General features: G+C 43.4%; 24 protein-coding genes. All 24 read left to right on the top strand.

Annotated elements, in window-relative coordinates; genetic code table 11:
- Positions 1-20: 20 nt before the first annotated feature.
- Positions 21-620: a class I SAM-dependent methyltransferase gene (locus GJS40_RS02430; RefSeq protein ID WP_270895871.1), complete on the top strand. Its 600-nt coding sequence runs from the start codon at positions 21-23 to the stop codon at positions 618-620.
- Between the two features lie 266 nt (positions 621-886).
- A complete protein-coding gene (gene rpoB, locus GJS40_RS02435; protein WP_270895943.1) occupies positions 887-4,408 on the top strand; it encodes a DNA-directed RNA polymerase subunit beta in 3,522 nt (1,173 codons plus the stop codon).
- 140 nt (positions 4,409-4,548) lie between these two features.
- Complete coding sequence (rpoC, locus tag GJS40_RS02440; RefSeq protein WP_270895873.1) at positions 4,549-8,163, top strand: DNA-directed RNA polymerase subunit beta'; 3,615 nt, start codon at positions 4,549-4,551, stop codon at positions 8,161-8,163.
- 67 nt (positions 8,164-8,230) lie between these two features.
- On the top strand, positions 8,231-8,482 hold the full coding sequence (locus GJS40_RS02445) for a 50S ribosomal protein L7ae-like protein (protein ID WP_270895875.1): 252 nt from the start codon (positions 8,231-8,233) through the stop codon (positions 8,480-8,482).
- A gap of 107 nt (positions 8,483-8,589) precedes the next feature.
- Positions 8,590-9,003: a 30S ribosomal protein S12 gene (gene rpsL, locus GJS40_RS02450; RefSeq protein WP_270895876.1), complete on the top strand. Its 414-nt coding sequence runs from the start codon at positions 8,590-8,592 to the stop codon at positions 9,001-9,003.
- 35 nt (positions 9,004-9,038) lie between these two features.
- Positions 9,039-9,509: a 30S ribosomal protein S7 gene (gene rpsG / locus GJS40_RS02455; protein ID WP_270895877.1), complete on the top strand. Its 471-nt coding sequence runs from the start codon at positions 9,039-9,041 to the stop codon at positions 9,507-9,509.
- A gap of 54 nt (positions 9,510-9,563) precedes the next feature.
- Positions 9,564-11,642 (top strand): elongation factor G, encoded by a 2,079-nt coding sequence (fusA, locus tag GJS40_RS02460; RefSeq protein WP_270895879.1) that lies wholly within the window; start codon positions 9,564-9,566, stop codon positions 11,640-11,642.
- Between the two features lie 134 nt (positions 11,643-11,776).
- Positions 11,777-12,967, top strand: a complete 1,191-nt coding sequence (tuf, locus tag GJS40_RS02465) for an elongation factor Tu (RefSeq protein WP_270895880.1) — start codon at positions 11,777-11,779, stop codon at positions 12,965-12,967.
- A gap of 299 nt (positions 12,968-13,266) precedes the next feature.
- The gene (gene rpsJ, locus GJS40_RS02470; RefSeq protein WP_270895882.1) at positions 13,267-13,575 is read left to right on the top strand and encodes a 30S ribosomal protein S10; all 309 of its coding nucleotides are present in this window, start codon (positions 13,267-13,269) and stop codon (positions 13,573-13,575) included.
- A gap of 56 nt (positions 13,576-13,631) precedes the next feature.
- Positions 13,632-14,264 (top strand): 50S ribosomal protein L3, encoded by a 633-nt coding sequence (gene rplC / locus GJS40_RS02475; protein WP_270895883.1) that lies wholly within the window; start codon positions 13,632-13,634, stop codon positions 14,262-14,264.
- Positions 14,265-14,287: 23 nt separating this feature from the next.
- Positions 14,288-14,911: a 50S ribosomal protein L4 gene (gene rplD, locus GJS40_RS02480; RefSeq protein WP_270895885.1), complete on the top strand. Its 624-nt coding sequence runs from the start codon at positions 14,288-14,290 to the stop codon at positions 14,909-14,911.
- Positions 14,908-15,198, top strand: a complete 291-nt coding sequence (rplW, locus tag GJS40_RS02485) for a 50S ribosomal protein L23 (protein WP_270895944.1) — start codon at positions 14,908-14,910, stop codon at positions 15,196-15,198. The genes rplD and rplW overlap by 4 nt, the downstream gene beginning before the upstream one ends.
- 30 nt (positions 15,199-15,228) lie before the next feature.
- Positions 15,229-16,059 carry a 50S ribosomal protein L2 gene (gene rplB, locus GJS40_RS02490; RefSeq protein ID WP_270895887.1) on the top strand — a complete coding sequence of 277 codons (831 nt, stop codon included), beginning with the start codon at positions 15,229-15,231 and terminating at the stop codon, positions 16,057-16,059.
- Positions 16,060-16,119: 60 nt separating this feature from the next.
- Entirely contained in the window at positions 16,120-16,398 is a 279-nt protein-coding gene (gene rpsS, locus GJS40_RS02495; RefSeq protein WP_270895889.1) for a 30S ribosomal protein S19, read from the top strand.
- A 19-nt stretch (positions 16,399-16,417) separates the two neighbouring features.
- Positions 16,418-16,759, top strand: coding sequence for a 50S ribosomal protein L22 (rplV, locus tag GJS40_RS02500; protein ID WP_270895891.1), 342 nt, complete (start codon positions 16,418-16,420; stop codon positions 16,757-16,759).
- 3 nt (positions 16,760-16,762) lie between these two features.
- Positions 16,763-17,422: a 30S ribosomal protein S3 gene (gene rpsC, locus GJS40_RS02505; RefSeq protein WP_270895894.1), complete on the top strand. Its 660-nt coding sequence runs from the start codon at positions 16,763-16,765 to the stop codon at positions 17,420-17,422.
- Positions 17,423-17,424: 2 nt separating this feature from the next.
- A complete protein-coding gene (gene rplP / locus GJS40_RS02510; RefSeq protein ID WP_270895895.1) occupies positions 17,425-17,859 on the top strand; it encodes a 50S ribosomal protein L16 in 435 nt (144 codons plus the stop codon).
- Positions 17,849-18,052 (top strand): 50S ribosomal protein L29, encoded by a 204-nt coding sequence (gene rpmC, locus GJS40_RS02515; RefSeq protein ID WP_270895896.1) that lies wholly within the window; start codon positions 17,849-17,851, stop codon positions 18,050-18,052. The genes rplP and rpmC overlap by 11 nt, the downstream gene beginning before the upstream one ends.
- Before the next feature lie 23 nt (positions 18,053-18,075).
- Complete coding sequence (rpsQ, locus tag GJS40_RS02520; protein WP_270895898.1) at positions 18,076-18,339, top strand: 30S ribosomal protein S17; 264 nt, start codon at positions 18,076-18,078, stop codon at positions 18,337-18,339.
- Positions 18,340-18,374: 35 nt separating this feature from the next.
- Positions 18,375-18,743 carry a 50S ribosomal protein L14 gene (gene rplN / locus GJS40_RS02525; RefSeq protein WP_270895900.1) on the top strand — a complete coding sequence of 123 codons (369 nt, stop codon included), beginning with the start codon at positions 18,375-18,377 and terminating at the stop codon, positions 18,741-18,743.
- 30 nt (positions 18,744-18,773) lie between these two features.
- Positions 18,774-19,100, top strand: a complete 327-nt coding sequence (rplX, locus tag GJS40_RS02530; RefSeq protein WP_270895901.1) for a 50S ribosomal protein L24 — start codon at positions 18,774-18,776, stop codon at positions 19,098-19,100.
- Between the two features lie 30 nt (positions 19,101-19,130).
- Positions 19,131-19,670, top strand: coding sequence for a 50S ribosomal protein L5 (gene rplE, locus GJS40_RS02535; protein WP_270895902.1), 540 nt, complete (start codon positions 19,131-19,133; stop codon positions 19,668-19,670).
- Between the two features lie 27 nt (positions 19,671-19,697).
- Positions 19,698-19,883, top strand: coding sequence for a type Z 30S ribosomal protein S14 (locus GJS40_RS02540; protein ID WP_270895903.1), 186 nt, complete (start codon positions 19,698-19,700; stop codon positions 19,881-19,883).
- Between the two features lie 30 nt (positions 19,884-19,913).
- The gene (gene rpsH, locus GJS40_RS02545; RefSeq protein ID WP_270895904.1) at positions 19,914-20,312 is read left to right on the top strand and encodes a 30S ribosomal protein S8; all 399 of its coding nucleotides are present in this window, start codon (positions 19,914-19,916) and stop codon (positions 20,310-20,312) included.
- The last annotated feature ends 13 nt before the right edge of the window (positions 20,313-20,325 follow it).

Consider the following 20,325-nt stretch of genomic DNA (forward strand, 5'->3'; position numbering starts at 1 on the left):
TGACAGGAAGGTGGTAATCGGTGGGAGATCATTATTTTAACAAAAAGCCCAAAATAGCCAGCGACCCTTTTGAAGTAGTTAGCTATTTACGTGGGAAACAACGGACGTTTATGAGCGATCACGGGGTTTTTTCCAAAAAAGAAGTAGACTTTGGAAGTCGGCTTTTAATTGATTCTTTTACTTTTCCGAAAGTTGAAGGTGATTTGTTAGATGTAGGGTGTGGCTACGGTCCGATTGGTCTTACGTTAGCAGAAGAGACAGACCGGACTGTGTGGCTCGTCGATGTGAACGAGCGAGCAGTGCAACTAACGAAAGAAAATATAAAAAGAAAGGGACTTCTAAACGTCCAAGTTCTTGTGAGTGACTTATTTGCGGCTTTATCTGACCGTCGTTTTGCTGCGATATTAACTAATCCGCCGATTCGTGCCGGTAAAAAAGTGGTGCACACTTTGTTTGAAGACGCATATGATCATCTCCTTCCTGGCGGGTCTTTTTGGACTGTGATTCAAAAAAAGCAAGGCGCTGCTTCCGCCAAAGCAAAATTAGCGGAACTTTTTGATGACGTCATTACCGTTCAAAAGAAAAAAGGATATTACATTTTTGTGGCACACAAATATTGACCAAAAAAAATATTTGTGGTATTGTTATTTAATGCATATAACTAACTTCATTTTCCGAGCAGATTTTCTGTGCGTGTATGGAAAAGGAAGAAATAGGTAACAATTATATAATCAGCCTCCCGGGTAAAAAAATAGTGGTTTTTTAGAAGAAACCATTTTTTTCTTGCTTTTAAAAACAAATAAAGAACGAAAAAATGTTTTCTTGGGATGCCTAACCCGTCTTTAGACGGGGAAAGATTATGCGATATATTGAAGGGGTGACTCAGTTGACAGGTCAACTTATTCAGTTTGGACGCCACCGCCAAAGAAGAAGTTATGCAAGAATTAATGAAGTGCTTGAACTCCCTAATTTAATTGAGATTCAAACCGCTTCGTATCAATGGTTTCTTGATGAGGGTCTGCGGGAAATGTTTCAAGACATTTCACCGATTGAAGACTTTACAGGCAATCTAGTTCTTGAGTTTATCGATTATAGTTTAGGTGAAGAGAAGTACTCTATCGATGAAGCGAAAGAGCGAGATGTGACGTATTCTGCCCCGTTACGGGTCAAAGTTCGGTTAATGAATAAGGAGACAGGAGAAGTAAAAGAGCAGGAAGTGTTTATGGGTGACTTTCCGCTCATGACGGAAACAGGTACGTTTATTATCAACGGTGCAGAACGAGTCATCGTCTCCCAGCTTATCCGTTCACCGAGCGTTTATTACAACGAAAAAGTGGACAAGAATGGGAAGAAAGGATACACAGCCACCGTTATTCCGAATCGAGGAGCCTGGCTGGAATTAGAGACAGATGCAAAAGACGTCGTGTACGTGCGAATTGATCGCACGCGGAAAATTCCGGTGACTGTTCTTCTGCGCGCACTTGGATTCGGGTCTGATCAAGAAATCATTGATTTGCTCGGAGAAGATGAATACTTGCGTGCAACGCTGGAAAAAGATAACACTGACTCCAGTGAAAAAGCGCTGCTCGAGATTTATGAACGGTTGCGCCCTGGGGAACCCCCTACTGTGGAAAGTGCTAAAAGCTTATTAGAATCGCGCTTTTTTGATCCAAAAAGATATGACTTTGCCAATGTCGGTCGCTATAAAGTAAATAAAAAATTACACATTAAAAATCGTCTCTTTAATCAACGGTTAGCGGAAACGCTTGTTGATCCGGAAACAGGCGAAATTTTAGCGGAAGAAGGAACGGTGTTAGATCGCAGAACGCTCGATCGCCTACTCCCTTATTTAGAAAATAATACCGGTTTTAAACGGTATAAAGTTTCCGGAGGAGTAGTCGATGATACAACCCTCCATATCCAGTCCATCAAAATTTATCCAGAAGATGCACAAGACGAGGACGATTATATTAAAGTCATTAGCAACGGTAATGTTCCCGATGACGTGAAAAATATTACACCAGAAGATATTATTGCAACGATTAATTACTTTTTCAATTTATTGCATGGTGTCGGTTTAACGGATGACATTGATCATTTAGGTAACCGTCGTCTGCGCTCCGTTGGTGAACTATTGCAAAACCAATTTCGAATCGGTTTGTCACGAATGGAACGGGTTGTGCGCGAACGGATGTCCATTCAAGATCCAGGTTCTATTACGCCGCAAGCGTTAATTAATATTCGTCCAGTGATTGCGTCGATCAAAGAGTTTTTCGGTAGTTCTCAGTTGTCGCAATTTATGGACCAGACGAATCCGCTTGCAGAATTAACACATAAACGCCGTCTTTCCGCCCTCGGTCCCGGAGGATTGACGAGAGAAAGAGCCGGATTTGAAGTTCGTGACGTACACTATTCCCACTACGGTCGGATGTGTCCAATTGAAACGCCGGAAGGCCCGAACATTGGACTTATTAACTCCTTATCTACGTATGCCCGCGTGAATCGTTTCGGATTCATTGAAACAGCATACCGCCGGGTGGATCCGGAAACAGGAGTGGTGACGGACGAGTGTGATTATTTGACGGCAGATGAAGAAGACAACTATGTGGTCGCACAAGCAAACGCGAAACTGAATGAAGATGGTACTTTTGCCGAAGATCAAATTATCGCTCGTTTCCGAGGAGAAAACATCGTCGTTCCAAAAGAAAAAGTCGACTACATGGACGTTTCTCCAAAACAGGTTGTTTCAGCAGCGACGGCGTGTATTCCGTTCTTGGAAAACGATGACTCCAACCGGGCATTGATGGGAGCGAACATGCAACGTCAAGCGGTTCCTCTCATTGAACCGGAAGCACCGCTTGTTGGAACAGGAATGGAATATGTGTCCGCCAAAGACTCTGGTGCTGCGATCGTATCTAAGTCAAATGGTATTGTCGAGCGCGTAACAGCGAGTGAGATTTGGGTGCGCCGCTTAGAAGAAGTGGAAACGGAATTAGATAAGTATAAGTTGTCCAAATTTATTCGTTCGAACCAAGGAACAAGTTATAACCAACGCCCAATTGTCAAAGAAGGCGAACGTGTTGAAAAAGGGGAAGTACTAGCAGACGGTCCGTCAATGGATAAAGGAGAAATGGCTCTTGGACGAAATGTTCTCGTTGCCTTTATGACTTGGGACGGGTATAACTACGAAGATGCGATTATTTTAAGCGAACGGTTAGTGAAAGATGACGTGTACACGTCGATTCACATTGAAGAATATGAATCGGAGTCTCGGGACACGAAATTAGGTCCGGAAGAAATTACAAGAGACATTCCAAATGTAAGTGAAGAGGCGTTAAAGAACTTAGACGAACGTGGGATCATTCGCATCGGAGCGGAAGTGAAAGATGGCGATATCCTTGTCGGAAAAGTAACGCCAAAAGGAATGACGGAGTTAACCGCGGAAGAGCGACTTCTGCATGCGATTTTCGGGGAAAAAGCGCGGGAAGTACGAGATACTTCTTTACGCGTTCCTCACGGAGCCGATGGCATCGTTCTTGATGTCAAAGTGTTTAACCGGGAAGACGGCGATGAATTGCCTCCGGGAGTGAATCAGCTTGTCCGTGTGTATTTAGTACAAAAACGGAAAATTCACGAAGGAGATAAAATGGCAGGACGCCATGGAAACAAAGGGGTTATCTCAAAAATTTTACCAGAAGAAGATATGCCTTATCTTCCGGATGGAACGCCAGTAGATATTATGTTAAACCCGCTTGGTGTGCCATCGCGCATGAACATCGGGCAAGTGCTGGAACTTCATTTAGGGATGGCAGCGCGTGAACTAAACCTTCACATGGCCACGCCCGTGTTTGACGGTGCCAACGAAGAAGATGTTTGGGAGACGTTAGAAGAAGCAGGTCTTCCACGCGATGGAAAAATGGTATTGTATGACGGTCGTACCGGAGAGCCGTTTGATAGTCGCGTCTCTGTTGGTGTCATGTATATGATTAAGCTTGCTCATATGGTAGACGATAAACTCCACGCTCGTTCCACAGGTCCATACTCGCTTGTTACGCAACAACCACTGGGCGGAAAAGCACAATTTGGCGGGCAACGTTTCGGAGAGATGGAAGTGTGGGCATTAGAAGCATACGGAGCAGCTTATACGCTCCAAGAAATTCTTACGGTGAAGTCTGACGACGTGGTTGGTCGTGTGAAAACGTATGAAGCGATTGTAAAAGGGGAAAACGTACCAGAACCAGGTGTTCCGGAATCGTTTAAAGTATTGATCAAAGAGTTACAAAGTCTAGGAATGGACGTCAAGATGCTTTCCAGTACAGAAGAAGAGATTGAAATGAAAGAACTGGATGATGAAGACGATCCAGCAACGGATAAATTGAACTTAAAAGTTGAATCTGCGAATTCATAGAGAGTAATCATGGATCTTGCTGTCTCTTCAGGAAGAGACAGCAAGACTCTCTATGTTTTGATTTTTTAGATGGATAGAGATAGATAACATCGAATCATCGTTCGCGCGAGAACCGAAAGATGGTAAGGGAGGTTAACCCTTTGATTGATGTAAATAATTTTGAATACATGAAAATTGGTCTAGCTTCTCCGGATAAAATTCGTTCCTGGTCTCGAGGGGAAGTAAAAAAACCAGAGACGATTAACTACCGCACGTTAAAGCCGGAAAAAGACGGGTTGTTTTGTGAGCGGATTTTCGGCCCGACAAAAGATTGGGAATGTCACTGCGGAAAGTATAAACGAGTTCGTTACAAAGGAGTTGTCTGTGACCGTTGTGGGGTGGAAGTAACCCGCGCAAAAGTTCGCCGGGAAAGAATGGGTCATATTGAACTTGCGGCTCCTGTTTCTCATATTTGGTATTTTAAAGGGATTCCAAGTCGAATGGGACTGCTGTTGGATATGTCTCCACGCTCGCTGGAAGAAGTCATTTATTTTGCTTCTTATGTGGTGACCGATCCAGGAGATACGCCACTAGAATATAAACAGTTGCTTTCCGAAAAGGAATACCGCGCTTATTATGATAAATACGGTGGCTCTTTTACGGCACAAATGGGTGCAGAAGCGATTCGTAAACTTCTGTACGATATTGACTTAGACAAAGAAGCGAAGGCGTTAAAAGAAGAATTGGAAGTCGCACAAGGGCAACGGAGAACGAGAGCAATCAAACGACTGGAAGTGGTAGAAGCATTTCGGAATTCAGGGAATAAACCTCATTGGATGGTACTTGATGTATTGCCGGTTATTCCCCCGGAATTGCGTCCGATGGTGCAATTAGACGGAGGACGCTTTGCGACTTCAGATTTGAACGACTTATACCGTCGCGTCATTAACCGAAACAATCGTCTCAAGCGTCTTCTTGATTTAGGGGCGCCGAACATTATCGTCCAAAATGAAAAAAGAATGTTGCAAGAAGCGGTGGATGCTTTGATTGACAATGGTCGTCGTGGGCGTCCAGTCACAGGACCGGGAAACCGACCGCTCAAATCTCTATCCCATATGTTAAAGGGGAAACAAGGACGTTTCCGCCAAAACTTGTTAGGAAAACGGGTAGACTACTCCGGACGTTCAGTCATTGTTGTAGGTCCGGCTCTGAAGATGTACCAATGTGGTCTTCCAAAAGAAATGGCTTTAGAACTCTTTAAACCTTTTGTGATGAAAGAGTTAGTTTCACGAGGGCTTGCTCATAACATTAAAAGCGCAAAACGAAAAGTGGAAAGAGTCCATGCGGAAGTATGGGATGTGTTAGAAGAAGTCATTAAAGAACATCCAGTGTTATTAAACCGAGCGCCGACATTGCACCGTCTAGGGATTCAAGCGTTTCAACCGGTACTGGTCGAAGGAAGAGCGATCAAATTACACCCGCTGGTCTGTACCGCTTATAATGCTGACTTTGACGGAGACCAAATGGCCGTACACGTCCCGCTCTCAGCGGAAGCGCAGGCAGAAGCGCGGATTTTAATGCTTGCAGCGCAAAACATTTTGAATCCGAAAGACGGTAAGCCGGTCGTGACACCTTCGCAAGATATGGTTCTCGGCAACTATTATCTCACGTTAGAACGAGCAGGTTCGATAGGAGAAGGGTCGGTATTTAAAGATACGAATGAAGCGTTGGCGGCTTATCACAATGGATATGTTCATCTTCATACAAGAATTGCCTTGCCGGTCTCTTCCTTAAATAAAGGGAATTTCACGGAAGAACAAAATAATAAGTTGCTTCTCACGACAGTCGGTAAGTTAATATTTAATGAAATTTTACCAGACTCTTTCCCTTATATTAATGAACCAACAGCAGAGAACTTGGAAAAAGCGACGCCGGAGAAATATATGATTCCGCGAGGGGCGAATGTAAAAGAAGAACTAAAGAAACGAAAAGAAGTCCCACCGTTTAAAAAAGGATTCCTTGGAGATATTATTGCAGCTGTATTTAAGAACTTCCAAATTATTGAAACGTCAAAAATGCTTGACCGAATGAAAGACTTAGGGTTCTATTATTCGACCAAAGCAGGTATTACGGTCGGTATCACGGACGTCGTTGTGCTTCCTGATAAAGAAGATATTTTAAATGAAGCGGAAGCAAAAGTAGAACGCGTGTTGAAGCAGTATCGTCGTGGTTTAATTACCGAAGAAGAACGTTATGACAAAGTGATCTCGATTTGGACGGAAGCAAAAGATACCATTCAAGATAAGTTGATGGGCAGTCTTGAAAAAACGAATCCAATTTACATGATGAGCGATTCCGGTGCTCGGGGGAACCCATCGAACTTCACCCAACTTGCGGGAATGCGCGGTTTAATGGCGAACCCATCTGGCCGAATTATCGAGCTTCCGATTAAATCGAGCTTCCGAGAAGGATTAACGGTTCTTGAATATTTTATTTCTACCCACGGTGCTCGAAAAGGTCTTGCGGACACTGCGCTCAAAACGGCGGACTCAGGTTACTTGACTCGTCGTCTTGTAGATGTGGCACAAGATGTCATTGTACGAGAAGAAGATTGTCATACGGATCAAGGATTAAAGGTAGAAGCTTTAAAAGAAGGCAATGAACTGATAGAAAGTTTAGCAGACCGATTGGAAGGAAGGGTTCTCTTTAAAACGATTCGTCATCCAGAAACATCCGAAGTGCTTGCTAAAAAAGGTGAGCTAATTAGTGAGGATAAAGCGAAAGAAATTGAGCAGGCCGGCGTAAAAAGCGCTACCATTCGTTCTGTCTTTACGTGTGAAACGAGACATGGGGTTTGTAAAAAATGTTATGGTAAAAACCTTGCGACCGGTTCTGATGTAGAAGTTGGAGAAGCAGTAGGAATTATTGCTGCCCAATCGATCGGGGAGCCAGGTACGCAATTGACGATGCGTACTTTCCACACAGGTGGGGTTGCAGGGGACGACATCACACAAGGTTTGCCTCGTATTCAAGAATTGTTTGAAGCACGTAATCCGAAAGGGCAAGCGGTCATTTCGGAGCTAGCCGGTGAAGTGATCGACATTAAAGAAATGCGCGATAAAAAAGAAATCGTCATTAAAGGTGAATTGGAAACACGTAGCTATTCCGCCCCGTACGTTGCCCGGTTAAAAGTAGACGTCGGCGACAAAGTAAAAGCAGGAGATCCGCTGACAGAAGGTTCCATCGATCCGAAAGAGTTACTTAAAGTAACCGGATTACAAGATGTACAGGAGTACTTGTTAAAAGAAGTGCAAAAAGTGTATAGTATGCAAGGGGTAGAAATTGGTGACAAGCACGTGGAAGTGATGGTGCGACAAATGCTTCGTAAAATCCGTGTCACCGATTCAGGAGACACCGATGTATTGCCAGGTAGCTTGATTGAAGTACACCATTTTGATGCTGCCAACGAAAAGGTATTAGAAAATGGCGGACAGCCAGCCGTTGGCCATCCAGTCATTCTCGGAATTACAAAAGCATCCCTTGAAACGGATTCATTCTTATCCGCAGCATCTTTCCAAGAAACGACACGTGTTCTTACCGATGCAGCGATCAAAGGGAAAAAAGACGAGCTGCTCGGATTGAAAGAAAACGTGATTATCGGAAAGCTTGTTCCTGCGGGTACAGGAATGCAACGTTTCCGTAACTTGGAATTAGAAGTAAAAGATGAGGAAGACATTGACGCAAAAGTACTGGAAGAAGAAACAAAAGAGTATTGACAGATTAAAAACGTGGTGATAAGCTATCAAAGTGTGCCTGAACAACCTGTGCTTTGGAGGATAGAGAATGTCTTATGAAAAAGTTTCACAGGCTGCAGAGGTTTTAATAGGAACGAAGCAAACGTTAAAAGCGCTAGAAGCGAACGCTGTCCATGCGGTAGTAGTTGCTGATGATGCGGAAAAGAGAGTGGTTCATAAAGTACTCCAATTAGCGGAAGCAAATGGCGTTCGTATTTATACCGTCCCTTCCATGCGCAAACTCGGTAAAGTGTGTGGAATTGATGTAGGAGCGGCCGCGGTTGCGTTGAAAATGCAATGATGTTTTTGCTAATAGAAGCTTTCTATTAGCAAAAACTTTCCTTTTGCTTCGGTTGAAACACCTGGAACGGTGGTCTTAAAAATGAAAGGATGAAAGGAGGGAAAGCGATGCCTACAATTAACCAATTAATTCGCAAAGGACGTCGCACAAAGCCGACAGGATCTGACTCCCCGGCGCTGAATAAAGGCTACAACAGCCTGAAAAAGCGACCAACAAACTTAAACTCCCCACAAAAACGTGGAGTATGTACACGTGTAGGAACAATGACCCCTAAGAAACCGAACTCTGCTCTTCGTAAATATGCTCGTGTACGTTTAACGAACCAAATTGAAGTGACAGCATATATTCCTGGAATCGGTCACAATTTACAAGAACACAGCGTTGTTCTTATCCGCGGTGGTCGTGTGAAAGACTTACCAGGGGTTCGTTACCACATTGTCCGTGGAGCGCTTGACACAGCAGGAGTCGAAGATCGCAAAACAAGTCGTTCGAAATACGGTACGAAGCGCGAGAAAAAATAATGTAATAAATTGAACAGGAAAGGGGGAGTGTGAGTATGCCACGTAAAGGACCAGTACCACGTCGAGACGTGCTAGCCGATCCAATTTACAATTCTAAATTGGTCACTCGTCTCATCAACCGCATTATGATTGACGGTAAAAAAGGGAAAGCGCAAAATATTCTTTACAAAGCATTTGATTTAGTCAAGGAACGTACCGGGCAAGATCCAATGGAAGTTTTTGATCAAGCGATGAAAAACGTCATGCCGGTACTTGAAGTAAAAGCTCGCCGGGTAGGTGGTGCAAACTACCAAGTGCCGATTGAAGTAAAACCGGATCGACGTACCACCCTTGCACTTCGTTGGATTGTCAACTATGCTCGCCTTCGCGGTGAGAAAACGATGGAAGAGCGTTTAGCGAATGAAATCATCGATGCAGCGAACAACACTGGAGCTGCGGTAAGAAAACGAGAAGAAGTACACAAAATGGCCGAAGCAAACAAAGCATTTGCTCATTATCGTTGGTAATCTACTTTTTTTCATAAACTTATTAACCTAGGATGGAAGGAAGGAGAAAAGTTCATGGCAAGAGAATTCTCCTTAGAAAAAACAAGGAATATCGGGATCATGGCTCACATTGATGCCGGTAAGACAACAACAACGGAACGTATTCTCTACTATACAGGGCGCATTCACAAAATTGGGGAAACCCATGAAGGTGCAGCCCAAATGGACTGGATGGAACAAGAACAAGAGCGTGGGATTACAATCACTTCGGCGGCTACAACTGCTCAGTGGAAAGATCACCGTATCAACATTATTGACACCCCTGGTCACGTTGACTTTACCGTGGAAGTAGAACGATCCCTTCGTGTCCTCGACGGCGCCATTACGGTACTTGACGCACAGTCTGGGGTAGAGCCACAAACCGAAACGGTATGGCGTCAAGCGACAACGTACCATGTTCCACGTATCGTTTTCATTAACAAAATGGATAAAGTAGGGGCAGACTTCTTATATGCTTGTGGCACGTTAAATGAACGTCTTGATGCAAACGCACATCCAATCCAATTACCAATCGGTGCGGAAGATAATTTTGAAGGCATCATTGACCTTGTAACGATGCAAGCAGTCTATTATACGGATGATCTCGGTACCCAAACAGAAGCGCGGGATATTCCGGAAGAATACCAAGCGCAAGCTGAAGAGTACCGTGAAAAACTCATTGAAGCGGTTTCTGAATTCGATGAAGATTTAATGATGAAATACCTAGAGGGAGAAGAAATCACCGTCGAAGAATTGAAAGCAGCAATCCGGAAAGCAACGCTCCAAGTAGAATTTTATCCGGTACTATGCGGTTCTGCTTTTAAAAATAAAGGGGTTCAATTTGCGATTGACGCAGTAATAGATTATTTACCATCTCCACTGGATGTTCCTCCGATTAAAGGAATTCGTCCAGATAGTGATGAAGAGGTGGAAAGAGAAGCAGACGATAATGGTCCATTCTCCGCATTAGCATTTAAAGTAATGACGGATCCATATGTCGGAAAGCTCACTTTCTTCCGCGTGTACTCCGGTAAGTTAGATGCCGGTTCTTACGTCCGAAACACGACGAAAGAGAAACGTGAACGAATTGGACGTATTCTTCAAATGCACGCAAACTCGAGAGAAGAAATTTCAACCGTTTACTCCGGAGATATTGCTGCCGGGGTTGGTTTGAAAGATACCGGTACAGGGGATACACTCTGTGATGACAAAGACCGTGTTATTCTAGAATCCATGGAATTTCCTGAACCTGTTATTTCTTTATCTGTAGAGCCAAAATCGAAAGCGGACCAAGATAAATTGGGGGTTGCTCTCGGTAAGCTTGCAGAAGAAGACCCTACGTTCCAAACAGAAACGAACAGCGAGACAGGTCAAACGATTATTAAAGGAATGGGTGAGTTGCACCTTGATGTGATCGTTGACCGCTTAAAACGTGAATTTAAAGTGGAAGCAACAGTCGGTGCACCACAAGTTTCTTATCGTGAAACAATCCGTAAAGCGGGCAAATGTGAAGGGAAATTTATTCGTCAATCCGGTGGACGTGGTCAATACGGTCACGTGTGGATTGAATTTGAACCGAACGAAGAAGGAGCAGGCTTCGAATTTGTCAACAACATCGTTGGAGGAGTTGTACCGCGTGAGTACATTCCTGCCGTTGAACAAGGTCTCAAAGAAGCGCTCGAAAACGGTTTGATTGCCGGCTATCCAGTAATCGACGTGAAGGCGACCCTTTACGATGGATCCTACCACGATGTAGACTCCAATGAGATGGCATTTAAAGTTGCTGCTTCCATGGCGTTGAAAAAAGCAAAAGATCTTTGTGATCCAGTCTTGCTTGAACCAGTCATGAAAGTAGAAGTAGTTGTGCCTGAAGAATACATGGGAGATGTCATGGGAGATATTACTTCCCGTCGAGGTCGCGTAGATGGAATGGAAGCTCGTGGAAATTCTCAATTAATCCGAGCATTCGTACCACTTGCAGAAATGTTTGGTTATGCAACAAGTCTTCGCTCAAACACGCAAGGACGCGGAAACTATACAATGATTTTTGATCATTATGAAGAAGTTCCAAAAAGCGTGAGCGAGGAAATTGTTTCCAAATATAGTGGAGAGTAATTTTTCTTGAAAAGATTGTTTGTCCCACTGTTTTGTTGTAAGCTAAGGACGGTGACCCAGTTCGGCGCACCTTCCGGCTTCTATATTAAATGAATACCTATATTAATTACCTAGGATTAAGGAGGAAATGAATCATGGCTAAAGAAAAATTTGATCGCTCCAAACCACATGCCAACATCGGTACTATCGGTCACGTTGACCACGGAAAAACAACATTAACTGCTGCTATCACAACAGTTCTTAACAAAAGATCTGGTACTGGAGAAGCAATGGCGTATGACGCGATTGACGGTGCTCCAGAAGAACGTGAACGCGGTATTACCATTTCTACTTCTCACGTAGAATATGAAACAGAAAATCGTCACTATGCACACGTGGACTGCCCAGGACACGCAGACTATGTGAAAAATATGATCACTGGTGCAGCGCAAATGGACGGTGCGATTCTCGTAGTATCTGCAGCGGATGGCCCAATGCCACAAACACGTGAACATATTTTGCTTTCTCGTCAAGTAGGGGTACCATCCATCGTTGTGTTCCTTAACAAAGTTGACATGGTAGACGACGAAGAGCTTCTTGAGCTTGTAGAAATGGAAGTTCGTGACCTTCTTTCCGAATACGAATTCCCAGGAGACGACATTCCAATCATTGCTGGTTCTGCTCTCAAAGCGCTTGAAGGAGAAGAAGAGTACGAAGAAAAAATTCTTGAGCTCATGAAAGCAGTTGACGAATATATTCCAACACCAGAACGTGACAAAGATAAGCCATTCATGATGCCTGTTGAGGATGTATTTACAATCACAGGACGCGGAACAGTTGCTACTGGCCGTGTAGAACGTGGAGTTCTTAACGTAGGTGATGAAGTAGAAATCATCGGGCTTGCTGATGAAGCGAAGAAAACAACTGTCACAGGAGTAGAAATGTTCCGTAAGCTTCTTGACTATGCAGAAGCTGGAGACAACATCGGTGCACTTCTCCGCGGTATTGACCGGGAAGAAGTTAAACGCGGTCAAGTACTTGCAAAGCCAGGCTCCATCACACCGCATACGAAGTTTAAAGCAGAAGTGTACGTTCTTTCTAAAGATGAAGGAGGACGTCACACTCCATTCTTCTCGAACTATCGTCCGCAATTCTACTTCCGTACAACAGACGTAACAGGCGTTATTGAGCTTCCAGACGGGGTAGAAATGGTAATGCCTGGTGACAACGTAGAAATGACAGTAGAATTGATTGCACCGATTGCGATCGAAGACGGTACAAAGTTCTCTATCCGTGAAGGTGGTCGTACTGTAGGTGCTGGTGTCGTTTCCTCTATTGAAAAATAAATAGCGATAACGACTCTCGATAGCCCCCGTTCAAATTATCGGGGGCTTTCCATTTTGTGGAAGAGTATCATTTGTTGTTTTAGAAAATAGCAATTGATTTTTTTAAAAAAACCTTGCAATCTCAAGGGCTAATCTCTATAATAGGTAAAGTGTGACCACGTGTTTATTGCGAATGTCATGTGGGAATTGCAATGATGTGAAAGGTTGCTGACACGCCAGGCCCCTTTGCCATGGCCGGCGGTCAGGAAATTTTCACGGAGTATGTCTGTTAAATCGGGCGAAAAAGGAGGGCTTTCATTATGGCAAAAGATAAAATTCGAATTCGTTTAAAGGCATATGATCATCGCGTATTGGATCAATCTGCTGAAAAGATTGTGGATACTGCAAAACGGTCAGGTGCAAGTGTGTCTGGACCGATTCCGTTACCTACGGATCGCTCTGTGTACACGGTTCTTCGTGCTACGCACAAATATAAAGATGCGCGAGAACAATTTGAAATGCGTACACATAAACGTTTGATCGATATTTTGACACCGACACCACAAACCGTTGATGCCTTGATGCGTTTGGACTTACCATCCGGTGTCGATATTGAAATTAAACTATAAGACATTTTATCATGTGTGAAAATAAAAAATGGAAATTATTTTAGGAGGTGTGACGAATGACCAAAGGAATCTTGGGTAGAAAAATTGGCATGACCCAACTATTTAATGAACAAGGAGAGCTTCTTCCTGTCACTGTCATCGAAGCAGAACCAAACGTTGTTTTGCAAAAAAAGACAGTAGAATCGGACGGCTATGATGCGATTCAATTAGGTTTCCTTGATAAATCAGAATCCCGGACAAACAAACCGGAAAAAGGTCATGCAGACAAAGCAAACACAACTCCCAAGCGCTTCGTTCGTGAAATCCGTGGCGTGAATAGCGGTGAGTTTGAAGTTGGTCAGGAAGTCAGTGTCGATACGTTTTCTGAAGGTGACATTGTAGATATTACCGGAACATCTAAAGGGAAAGGTTTTCAAGGGGCCATAAAACGCCATAACCAAGCACGTGGACCGATGTCACATGGTTCCCGTTATCATAGAGGACCGGGTACAATGGGACCGGTTGACCCGGCACACGTACGGAAAGGGAAAAACCTTCCTGGACGTATGGGGGGTCAAACAGTAACAATCCAAAACTTAGAGATCGTGAAAGTAGATAAAGAGCGCAACTTGCTTCTTGTGAAAGGAAATGTTCCTGGACCGAAGAAATCATTTGTCACGATAAAATCAGCTGTGAAAGCAACGAAATAAACGGATAGAAAGGAGGCTGTACGATGCCTACAGTAGCATTGTTAAATCAATCAGGCACTCAAGTAGGAGATATTGAGCTGTCAGATACAGTTTTTGGTATTGAACCTAATGAACATGTCCTTCATCAAGCAGTAGTGATGCAACAGGCATCTCTTCGTCAAGGGAATCACAAAGTGAAGAACCGCTCAGAAGTGAGAGGAGGCGGACGTAAACCGTGGCGTCAGAAAGGGACAGGGCGCGCTCGTCACGGGTCTATTCGTTCTCCACAATGGGTTGGAGGCGGCGTTGTTTTTGGACCTACTCCGCGTGAATACGGCTATAAATTGCCTAAGAAAGTTCGTCGTCTTGCACTCAAATCCGCTCTTTCCAGCAAAGTGAAAGAAGACGCGCTCATCGTAGTAGACGAGTTACAATTAGATGCACCGAAAACAAAAGCAATGGTTTCTATCATGTCAAACCTTTCAGTAGAACATACCGCGTTAATTGTGACAGCCGACTACGACGAAAAAGTAGCCTTATCTGCCCGCAACATTCCTGGTGTACAAGTGATCACTGCAAATCATGTCAACGTACTTGACATTTTAAAGCATGATAAGCTTGTTCTTACGAAAAGTGCAGCGGAGAAGGTAGAGGAGGTGCTCTCATAATGGAAGCAAGAGATATTATCAAGCGCCCCGTAATCACAGAACGTTCTACTGATTTGATGGAAGAGAAAAAATATACGTTCGAAGTGGACCGCAAAGCAAACAAAGTCCAAATAAAAAAAGCGATTGAAGAAATCTTCGATGTAAAAGTAGAAAAAGTAAACACCATGAATCAGAAAGGAAAACTTCGTCGCTTTGGTCGTTATGAAGGGTATAGACCAAACACGAAAAAAGCTATTGTCACCCTTACACCGGATAGCGATGAAATTGAATTTTTTGAAGGTGTTTAATGAATAACAGTGTGAAGGAGGGAAACAATCATGGCTATTAAAAAGCATAAACCGACCTCAAATGGTCAGCGTAATATGTCATCATCTGACTTTAGCGAAATTACAACAGACCAGCCGGAAAAAACATTGCTTGAGCCACTCAACCGAAAATCAGGTCGGAACAATCAAGGTCGCATGACTGTTCGACACAAAGGTGGTGGCCATAAACGTCAATACCGTGTCATTGATTTCAAACGAAACAAAGATGGAGTGCCTGGGCGTGTGGCAACGATTGAATACGATCCAAACCGTTCAGCCAACATCGCACTCATTCATTACAAGGACGGAGAAAAACGTTACATTCTTGCTCCAAAAGGACTTCAAGTAGGGCAAGAGGTTGTTTCTGGTCCGGATGCAGATATTAAAGTAGGAAACGCACTTCCACTACAAAATATTCCTGTCGGTACGATTATTCATAACGTTGAATTAAAGCCAGGTCGCGGTGGGCAATTGGCTCGTGCTGCTGGAGCGGAAGCGCAAGTGCTTGGAAGAGAAGGAAAGTATGTCCTTGTACGTTTGAGCTCTGGAGAAACACGCTTAATTTTAGGAACTTGCCGTGCAACTGTTGGTCAAGTTGGTAATCTCGAGCATGAATTAATTACGATCGGTAAAGCAGGACGTTCTCGCTGGCTTGGTAAACGTCCAACTGTTCGCGGTTCTGCGATGAACCCAAGCGATCACCCACATGGTGGTGGGGAAGGACGTGCCCCAATTGGAAGAGTATCTCCAGTGTCCCCTTGGGGTATGCCAACCATTGGATATAAAACACGTAAGAAAAATAAAGACTCAAACAAATATATTGTACGTAGTCGTCGCAAATAATAAACGGATTGAACTGCGGTTCTTATGAATCGCAGCGCAATCACGAAGGGAGGTTTTTTCGTGGGACGTAGTGTCAAAAAAGGCCCTTTTGTCGATGATCATTTGATGAAAAAAGTTCAAGCTTTAAACGAAAAAAACGAGAAACGTGTGATTAAAACTTGGTCGCGTCGTTCGACGATTTTCCCGGAATTCGTTGGGCATACCATTGCTGTGTATGATGGACGGAAACACGTGCCTGTCTACATTTCAGAAGATATGGTAGGTCATAAACTTGGAGAATTTGCACCAACACGAACTTTTAAAGGTCACAAGTCTGACGATAAGAAAACAGGTCGTTAATTAGAGGGGAGGTTTTACAATGGAAGCAAAAGCAGTTGCTAAACAAGTTCGTATTGCCCCTCGTAAAGCTCGGTTAGTTGTTGATCTCATTCGGGGCAAAGAAGTCGGTGAGGCAATTGGAATTTTAAAAAACACAAACAAAGCAGCTTCGCCAATTATTGAAAAAGTCATCATGTCTGCTGTCGCAAATGCGGAGCACAACTACGAAATGGAACCGGAAGATTTATACATTAGCGAAGCATACGTAGATGAAGGAATTACGTTAAAACGATTCCGTCCTCGTGCGATGGGACGTGCCACTCGTATTAATAAACGAACAAGTCATATTACGGTTGTTGTAAAAGAAAAGAAGGAGGGATAATTCGTGGGTCAAAAAGTAAATCCAATTGGACTTCGAATCGGCGTTATTCGTGACTGGGATTCGAAGTGGTATGCAGAGAAAGACTATGCGGATTTATTACATGAAGACGTAAAAATCCGAGAGTACATTGAAGAACGATTAAAAGATGCTTCTGTTTCAAGAATTGAAATTGAACGTGCGGCGAAACGATTAAACATTACGATTCATACAGCGAAACCAGGAATGGTGATTGGTAAAGGCGGATCGGAAGTTGAAGCGTTACGAAAAGCGTTGAACCAATTAACCGGTAAACGAGTGCACATCAACATTTCTGAAGTAAAACAAGTAGATTTAGATGCAAGACTTGTTGCGGAAAATATTGCTCGTCAACTGGAAAACCGTGTCTCTTTCCGTCGCGCCCTAAAACAAGCGATTCAGCGTACAATGCGTGCTGGTGCGAAGGGAATTAGAGCGGAAGTTTCCGGTCGTCTAGGTGGAGCGGATATTGCTCGTAGTGAAGGATACAGTGAAGGAACGGTTCCTCTTCATACGTTGCGTGCAGATATTGATTACGGAACTGCAGAAGCTGACACAACGTATGGAAAATTAGGTGTGAAAATTTGGATCTACCGTGGGGAAGTCCTTCCTGCAAAAGCTTCGAACGATGAGGAAGGAGGAAAATAACTATGTTAATGCCAAAGCGTGTAAAATACCGTCGTGAACATCGTGGAAGAATGAAAGGGCGCGCAAAAGGTGGCACGGAAGTTTCATTTGGTGAATACGGACTCCAAGCACTAGAACCTGCATGGATTACAAACCGTCAAATTGAAGCTGCACGTATTGCGATGACTCGTTTCATGAAACGTGGCGGTAAAGTATGGATTAAAATATTCCCAAATAAGCCTTACACAGCAAAGCCTCTCGAAGTGCGGATGGGTTCCGGTAAAGGTGCTCCTGAAGGATGGGTAGCTGTTGTAAAACCAGGGAAAATTTTATTTGAAGTTGCTGGGGTTTCTGAAGATGTTGCTCGGGAAGCACTAAGACTTGCGTCTCACAAACTGCCTATTAAGACGAAGTTTGTAAAGCGCGAAGAAGTGGGTGGTGAGGCAAATGAAAGCTAAAGAAATCCGCGAACTGACAACAGCTGAATTAGAAGAACGAACAAAAGATTTAAAAGAAGAACTGTTTAACTTACGTTTCCAATTGGCAACTGGTCAATTAGATAACCCAGCCCGCATCAAGCACGTCCGTAAAGACATTGCCCGCGCAAAAACGATCTTACGGGAAAGAGAGCTCGGATTGAATAAATCGTAATTTATGGGAGGAGGTTCAGAATAATGGCTGAACGCAACCAACGAAAAGTGTATACGGGACGCGTCGTTTCTGACAAAATGGATAAAACCATCACAGTGCTTGTTGAAACGTACAAAATGGATCCCCTTTACGGGAAACGCGTAAAGTATTCGAAAAAATTTAAAGCTCATGATGAAAATAACCAAGCGAAAAATGGAGACATCGTGAGAATTATGGAAACCCGTCCACTTTCGAAAGAAAAACGTTTTCGTTTGATCGAAGTAGTAGAAGAAGCGGTTATTATATAATGAATTTTTCTTCGACGAAGGGAGGTTAACGGACGATGATTCAACAAGAAAGCAGACTCAAGGTAGCAGATAACTCTGGTGCGCGCGAATTACAATGCATTAAAGTGCTAGGTGGTTCCGGTCGCAAAACTGCAAATATCGGGGATATGATTGTTTGCTCTGTGAAAGAAGCAACACCAGGCGGCGTTGTCAAGAAAGGAGACGTCGTTCGCGCGGTAGTTGTACGTTCTAAGAGTGGCGCACGTCGAGCAGATGGATCTTATATCCGTTTCGATGAAAATGCAGCAGTGATTGTAAGAGATGATAAAAGCCCGCGAGGAACTCGTATTTTCGGTCCGGTAGCAAGAGAATTACGTGATGAGAACTATATGAAAATTATTTCTTTAGCGCCGGAAGTACTTTAAACAAAATGCGCGGATGAAGGAGGTGCGATGATGACTCAACCGAAACTCCATGTAAAAACAGGAGATAAAGTGAAGGTGATTACGGGAAAAGACAAAGGGAAAGAAGGGGTTATTTTAAAAGCTTTCCCAAGTAAACAACGGGTGCTCGTAGAAGGGGTTAATATCGTTAAAAAACATGCAAAACCTTCTCAAGATAATCCACAAGGTGGTATTGTCAACGAAGAAGCACCTATTCATGTATCCAATGTGATGCCAATTGATCCTAAAACAGGAGAACCTACACGCGTAGGATATAAAATTGAGGACGGAAAAAAAGTGCGCATCGCTAAGAAATCTGGCGAACCACTTGATAAGTAATGGATCTGTTGATGAAAGGAGGTCTTTGCAATGAGCCTGTTAAAAGAAAGATTTAAAAGCGAAATTGTTTCTCACATGCATGAAAAGTTCGGTTACTCTTCCGTGATGGCAGTACCGAAAATTGAAAAGATTGTCGTAAACATGGGTGTCGGCGATGCGGTGCAAAACCCAAAAGCATTAGACAAAGCGGTAGAAGAACTTGCTGCAATTACCGGTCAAAAACCTTTAATTACGAAAGCGAAGAAATCAATTGCCGGTTTTAAGCTTCGTGAAGGAATGCCAATCGGGGCAAAAGTAACATTGCGTGGAGAGCGGATGTATGATTTCCTTGAAAAATTAATTCATGTGGCATTACCACGGGTTCGTGACTTCCGTGGGGTCTCTAAAAATGCTTTTGATGGAAGAGGAAATTATACGCTTGGAATCAAAGAGCAACTAATATTCCCTGAAATTGATTACGATAAAGTGGATAAAGTACGCGGAATGGATATCGTCATTGTGACTACTGCGGAAACCGACGAAGAAGCTCGTGAGCTGTTAGCACAAATGGGTATGCCATTTAGAAAATAATTTTTAGAAAGGGAGGGAACACTCGCCTTGGCAAAAAAATCAATGATCGCCAAACAGCGGCGTCCTCAAAAATTTAAAGTGCGTGAATATACTCGTTGTGAACGTTGCGGACGTCCTCATTCTGTTATTCGCAAATTTAAACTGTGCAGAATTTGTTTCCGCGAACTTGCATATAAAGGACAAATTCCTGGCGTGAAAAAAGCTAGCTGGTAAAACCCGTTTTTGGGAAGGAGGTAAATTAATATGGCCGTTTCTGATCCAATTGCAGATATGCTGACACGTATTCGTAATGCGAATACTGTTCGTCACGAAAAATTGGAACTTCCTGCATCTAACATGAAAAAAGAGATTGCAGAGATTTTAAAGAACGAAGGTTTCATTCGTGATTATGAAAGTATCGATGATAACAAGCAAGGGATTCTCCGTATCTTTTTGAAATATGGTCCAGAAAACGAACGAGTTATTACTGGACTGAAACGTATTAGTAAACCAGGGCTTCGCGTGTATGCGAAAGCAGACCAAATTCCTCGTGTCCTCGGTGGACTAGGAATTGCCGTTATTTCTACTTCAAAAGGTGTTATGACGGATAAAGAAGCTCGCAAACAACAAGTAGGCGGAGAAGTGCTCGCTTATATTTGGTAATCATAGATGGAAA

Origin of the sequence: Aliibacillus thermotolerans, assembly GCF_027853235.1 — a bacterium.
In the GTDB taxonomy this organism is placed as follows: domain Bacteria; phylum Bacillota; class Bacilli; order Bacillales; family Marinococcaceae; genus Aliibacillus; species Aliibacillus thermotolerans.

Bases quoted from the DNA above. Each gene is read 5' to 3' on its own strand.
- rpmC (WP_270895896.1), top strand. From the start codon at position 17,849: ATGAAAGCTAAAGAAATCCGCGAACTGACAACAGCTGAATTAGAAGAA.
- tuf (WP_270895880.1), top strand. From the start codon at position 11,777: ATGGCTAAAGAAAAATTTGATCGCTCCAAACCACATGCCAACATCGGT.
- rplX (WP_270895901.1), top strand. From the start codon at position 18,774: ATGACTCAACCGAAACTCCATGTAAAAACAGGAGATAAAGTGAAGGTG.
- rpsQ (WP_270895898.1), top strand. From the start codon at position 18,076: ATGGCTGAACGCAACCAACGAAAAGTGTATACGGGACGCGTCGTTTCT.
- GJS40_RS02445 (WP_270895875.1), top strand. From the start codon at position 8,231: ATGTCTTATGAAAAAGTTTCACAGGCTGCAGAGGTTTTAATAGGAACG.
- rpsL (WP_270895876.1), top strand. From the start codon at position 8,590: ATGCCTACAATTAACCAATTAATTCGCAAAGGACGTCGCACAAAGCCG.
- fusA (WP_270895879.1), top strand. From the start codon at position 9,564: ATGGCAAGAGAATTCTCCTTAGAAAAAACAAGGAATATCGGGATCATG.
- rplD (WP_270895885.1), top strand. From the start codon at position 14,288: ATGCCTACAGTAGCATTGTTAAATCAATCAGGCACTCAAGTAGGAGAT.
- rplE (WP_270895902.1), top strand. From the start codon at position 19,131: ATGAGCCTGTTAAAAGAAAGATTTAAAAGCGAAATTGTTTCTCACATG.
- rplP (WP_270895895.1), top strand. From the start codon at position 17,425: ATGTTAATGCCAAAGCGTGTAAAATACCGTCGTGAACATCGTGGAAGA.
- rplC (WP_270895883.1), top strand. From the start codon at position 13,632: ATGACCAAAGGAATCTTGGGTAGAAAAATTGGCATGACCCAACTATTT.
- rpsH (WP_270895904.1), top strand. From the start codon at position 19,914: ATGGCCGTTTCTGATCCAATTGCAGATATGCTGACACGTATTCGTAAT.
- rpsG (WP_270895877.1), top strand. From the start codon at position 9,039: ATGCCACGTAAAGGACCAGTACCACGTCGAGACGTGCTAGCCGATCCA.
- rpsJ (WP_270895882.1), top strand. From the start codon at position 13,267: ATGGCAAAAGATAAAATTCGAATTCGTTTAAAGGCATATGATCATCGC.
- rplV (WP_270895891.1), top strand. From the start codon at position 16,418: ATGGAAGCAAAAGCAGTTGCTAAACAAGTTCGTATTGCCCCTCGTAAA.
- rplB (WP_270895887.1), top strand. From the start codon at position 15,229: ATGGCTATTAAAAAGCATAAACCGACCTCAAATGGTCAGCGTAATATG.
- rplN (WP_270895900.1), top strand. From the start codon at position 18,375: ATGATTCAACAAGAAAGCAGACTCAAGGTAGCAGATAACTCTGGTGCG.